Annotated in this window: 4 protein-coding genes, 1 tRNA gene and 1 pseudogene; 1 reads left to right on the plus strand and 5 read right to left on the minus strand. The window is 63.5% G+C overall.

Translation table 11 applies throughout. From position 1 onward, the window contains the following. From JSE7799_RS01360 to scpA, 3 genes and pseudogenes are all read right to left on the minus strand, one after another. A pseudogene (locus tag JSE7799_RS01360) lies at positions 1–491 on the minus strand (IS3 family transposase); the annotation flags it as partial. A 160-nt stretch (positions 492–651) separates the two neighbouring features. Beyond that, positions 652–726, minus strand: a tRNA-Gln gene (locus JSE7799_RS01365). Between the two features lie 157 nt (positions 727–883). Then, on the minus strand, positions 884–3046 hold the full coding sequence (gene scpA, locus JSE7799_RS01370; RefSeq protein ID WP_055661994.1) for a methylmalonyl-CoA mutase: 2163 nt from the start codon (positions 3044–3046) through the stop codon (positions 884–886). Between the two features lie 161 nt (positions 3047–3207). On the opposite strand from scpA, the gene JSE7799_RS01375 reads away from it, so the two are divergent. Next, positions 3208–3717 carry a DUF4174 domain-containing protein gene (locus tag JSE7799_RS01375; protein WP_055661995.1) on the plus strand — a complete coding sequence of 170 codons (510 nt, stop codon included), beginning with the start codon at positions 3208–3210 and terminating at the stop codon, positions 3715–3717. Positions 3718–3865: 148 nt separating this feature from the next. Here JSE7799_RS01375 and JSE7799_RS01380 read toward each other — a convergent pair whose 3' ends face one another. Further along, the gene (locus JSE7799_RS01380) at positions 3866–4228 is read right to left on the minus strand and encodes a hypothetical protein (protein WP_055661996.1); all 363 of its coding nucleotides are present in this window, start codon (positions 4226–4228) and stop codon (positions 3866–3868) included. A 38-nt stretch (positions 4229–4266) separates the two neighbouring features. Continuing rightward, the coding region (locus tag JSE7799_RS01385; protein ID WP_144431508.1) for an ATP-binding protein at positions 4267–4699 on the minus strand (433 nt) is incomplete at its 5' end.

The raw sequence follows: 4699 nt of genomic DNA on the forward strand, positions 1-4699 counted from the left end.
GCGCCTCCCTCTGGGCCCCAGATCGCCTCGGCCTTTTTTCGCAGGATCATCAGCGCCGCCGCCTCGGCCAGGGCCTTTTCCTTGCGCGCCAGTTCCCGTTCCAGCTGCTGCACCCGCTTGTTGGCGTCCCGTGTTTCCCGCGCGATCTGGCGGGACGCCGCTCGTTCCCAGTCGTTGGCCCGCGCGCAGGCCTCCCGCCAGACAGTCAGCTGATCGGGGTAGATGCCGCGGCGCCGACAATATTCGCCAAGCTCCACTGCATTCAGTGACGCCGTCTCGATCACCGCAGCGAGCTTGTCCGCTGAGGTCCAGCTCTCGGGACCCGCGTTCGCTTCGGGCAGGAACTGCCCCTTCGCCCGCGCCTCCGCCCGCCACTTCGCAAGCGTCGCCACGCTGATCCCTTCCTCCTTGGCCAGCCGGCCCAAGGGCATGTTGTTCGGCGGCAGCATCTTCCCGATCACCGCAGCCTTCCGTTCAGGTGAGTAAGCCATTTCGTCGTCCTGTCCCGCCCGCCTCAGAATACACTTTCTGCATCAGAGCAGGCGACAACTTCCCTGACAGAGGGGGTGAACCACCGCGACGTGGAGACGGGAGGCTGGCAGCTTGATCAACGGCTATCCCATTGGGAGGTATGGATTTTTGTGTGGTCATTGGCTGGGGTGGTAGGATTCGAACCTACGATACACGGTACCAAAAACCGATGCCTTACCGCTTGGCTACACCCCAACAATGGGGCGTGGGATAAGGGAGGCGGATTGGAGCCGCAAGAGGAAAATCTGCCTTTCGGTGGCGTGAATCTCTCTTGCGGTCCGGAGGCGCCCGTCGTTCCATTTTTCGCAAACAACCAGTCAATTTTTGATGCTCGATTCGGTGGCGCGATGGCTCAGTCGCGGGCGGCTCGGATCAGCTTCAGGACCTCGGCCGCCGCGTCGGGGATGTTGGTGCCCGGCCCGAAGATGGCTGCCACCCCCGCCTCCTTGAGACGGGCATAATCCTGCTGCGGTATGACGCCGCCGCAGATGACCAGGATTTCACCCGCCCCTGCTTCGCGCAGCGCCTTGATCAGCTTTGGCGCCAACGTCCGGTGTCCGGCAGCCTGCGATGAGATGCCGACGACATGGACATCGTTGTCGATCGCATCCTGCGCGGCCTCTTCGGGCGTCTGGAACAGCGGGCCCATATCGACGTCGAAACCGAGATCGGCAAAGGCGGTGGCAATGATCTTGGCGCCGCGATCATGGCCGTCCTGGCCCATTTTCACCACCAGCATGCGCGGGCGCCGCCCTTCCTCAGCGGCGAAATCCTCGACGTCGCGCTGGATTGCGGCGAAGCCCTCATCCCCCTCGTACGCCGATCCGTAGACACCAGACAATGTCCGCACCTCCGCCCTATGCCGCCCGAACACGCTTTCCATCGCGTCCGAAATCTCTCCCACGGTGGCACGTGCGCGCGCTGCCTGAACCGCAAGGGCCAGAAGGTTTCCATCACCCCGCGCACCATCGGTCAGCGCATCCAGTGCCGCGCGACAGGCGGCATCGTCGCGCTCGGCCCGAATGCGGTCAAGCCGCGCGACCTGGCGCCGCCGCACGTCCTCATTGTCGATGTCGAGGATATCGATCGGGTCCTCGGTCTCGCGGCGATACTTGTTCACGCCGACGATCACGTCCTCACCCCGATCGATCAGGGCCTGCCGACGTGCCGCGCTTTCCTCGATGCGCAGCTTGGGCATCCCCGACGCCACAGCCTCGGTCATTCCACCCATCTCCTCGACCTCCTCGATCAGCGCCCAGGCGGCGTCCACGAGGTCTTGGGTCAGCCGCTCGACGTAGTACGAGCCTGCCAACGGATCGACGACGTTGGTGACGCCGGTCTCGTGCTGAAGAATAAGCTGGGTGTTCCGCGCGATGCGGCTCGAGGTCTCTGACGGCAGAGCCATCGCCTCGTCGAAGGAATTGGTATGAAGGGACTGCGTTCCCCCGAGCACGGCACTCATCGCTTCGAACGCGGTCCGGACGATGTTGTTGTAGGGATCCTGTTCCTGCAGCGAGACGCCCGAGGTCTGGCAATGGGTGCGCAGCATCGACGACTTCGGATCCTTTGGCGAGAATTCCGACATGATCCGGTGCCACAAAAGGCGCGCGGCACGTAATTTGGCGGCTTCCATGAAGAAATTCATGCCGATGGCAAAGAAGAACGACAGCCGCCCGGCAAACCGGTCGACGTCCATTCCGCGCGCAACTGCGGAACGGACATATTCGCGTCCGTCAGCCAGCGTGAATGCCAGCTCCTGCACGAGATCGGCGCCGGCCTCCTGCATGTGGTAGCCGCTGATGGAGATGGAGTTGAAACGCGGCATCTCCTCGGCGGTGTACTCGATGATGTCGGCGACGATCCGCATCGAGGGTTCCGGCGGATAAATGTAGGTGTTGCGGACCATGAACTCCTTGAGGATGTCGTTCTGGATCGTGCCCGACAGCTTGGCCCGGTCCACCCCCTGCTCCTCGCCGGCGACGATGAAGTTCGCGAGAATGGGAATGACGGCCCCGTTCATCGTCATCGACACGCTGACTTGGTCGAGGGGGATGCCATCGAACAGAATTTTCATGTCCTCGACCGAGTCAATGGCCACACCCGCCTTGCCCACATCTCCCTCGACGCGTGGATGATCGCTGTCGTAGCCGCGATGCGTGGCCAGATCGAAGGCGACGGAAACGCCCTGCTGCCCCGCAGCCAGCGCACGACGATAGAAAGCATTGGATTCTTCGGCCGTCGAGAACCCGGCATATTGCCGGATCGTCCAGGGGCGACCGGCATACATCGTCGCCCGCGGACCGCGGACGAACGGTGCTTCTCCGGGCACGCCGCCCAAATGATCCACCCCGTCAAGATCGGCCTCGCTATAGAGCGGCTTGACCGCGATCCCCTCCAGCGTGCGCCAAACAAGCGTCGACGGATCCCGGCCCTTCATCTCGGATCGGGCCAGACGGTCCCATGCCTCCTCGGGCGAAGAGCCGGTTTCCTCAGGGGTCTTGTCGTCTTGTGCCATTCCGCATCCTCCCATCCCCGCCGCGCGGCAGGTTTCTGGCCGGAGAGTCGCCGCTACGACCCGCCGGTTCAAGAGGGTTCGAAAAGCGGCATATCGTACCCCCTATTCGCGCAGCGGTCCCGGATGCCTATATATCAGGGCGAACCACAGGAAATTGCCTTATGCGCCTTGCCACCGCCTTCGTTTCGACTCTTGCACTCGCTCTCCCCGTCACGGCGCAGGAAGCGACCGGGGTGTCCGCCGTCACGACGGTGGCCGAAAACGCCAGCACCGTCGCAGAGGAACCCGTGACGATTTCCGAACAATGGGCCCAAAATCCCACGCAGATATTCGATGCTGGCGATGTCGATCTGGCGGAACTGCAATGGATCGCGCGACCCGTCGTGGTGTTCGCAAATTCGCCGCGCGATCCCGCCTTCGTCGAACAGTTGGGAAATATCGTCAGCGAAGCGGACCAACTCGTGGAGCGGGACGTAATCGTCATTGTCGATACCGACCCCGGCAATCCGTCCGGGTTGCGCGAACGGCTTCGGCCGCGTGGTTTCATGATGGTTCTGATCGGCAAGGACGGAGAGGTGGAGCTCCGCAAGCCGCTGCCCCGGACGGTCCGCGAGATTGGGCGATCCATCGACAAGATGCCGCTACGGCTTCAGGAGCTGCGTGATGGATAGTTGCCGCGAACGCTGCGCAATCCTATATTATTGATGAAGGAGAACCCGATGTTTTTGCTGCGCCTGCTGGGCCTTGTATCCGCAAAGGGCGAACCTCGTCCGCTTCCCATCGACCCGGAAGATGGTCTTTACAAGCCGCGTCCGCCGATCACAGGCCGGACCGGACCGCGCCCGGGCTACTGACCCCCTCGACCCGGCGCAATTCCTCCATCCGCGCCGCCTCGGCCTCGGCCACATCCTTCCCGTCGCGGGCATAGACCTCGATCAGTCGGATCGCGCGCCGTCCCAGCCGCAAGGCGGCAGCCTTCATCTCAATGTAATCCTCGTACATGGCCGCACGGCGCTCCGGCCCTAAAGTTCGGAAGGCCTCGCCGCGCATGTCCTCCACATGCGCCGAGAGCGATGTCAACGGCGGAGTAAAAACCGGCCACGCGGCGGCGCAAAACCAGGCCAGCGACAGGGCGCCAAGCGCCATGGCGCGCGCGCTTGCCGCATAGCTGGCGCGTGCCATGGCGCATTGGCCCGCAGGGCCAATCCTGTGGCGGGTGATCAGGTTCTGGCTTGGGCCTTTCGGGCGCGGCTTTGGCCGAGCCGATAGCTGTCGCCGTTCATCTCGAGGATGTTGACGTGGTGTGNCAGCCTGTCGAGCAGTGCGCCGGTCAGGCGTTCGGTGCCGAAGGTTTCGGTCCATTCGTCGAACGGCAGGTTGCTGGTGATCATCGTGGAGCCGCGCTCATAGCGCTGCGAGATCAGCTCGAACAAGAGCTCTGCGCCGGTCTTGCTCAGCGGCACGAAGCCCAGTTCGTCGATGATGAGCAGCTTGACGGCGGCCTGCTGCTTTTGCAGGCGGAGCAGACGGCGCTCGTCGCGCGCCTCCATCAGCTCGTTGACTAGGGTCGCGGCGGTGGTGAAGCTGACCGACAGCCCTTTCTGGCAGGCGGCCAACCCCAACCCGAGGGCAACATGGGTCTTGCCCGTGCCG

Source organism: Jannaschia seosinensis, from assembly GCF_001408515.1.
GTDB lineage: Bacteria > Pseudomonadota > Alphaproteobacteria > Rhodobacterales > Rhodobacteraceae > Jannaschia > Jannaschia seosinensis.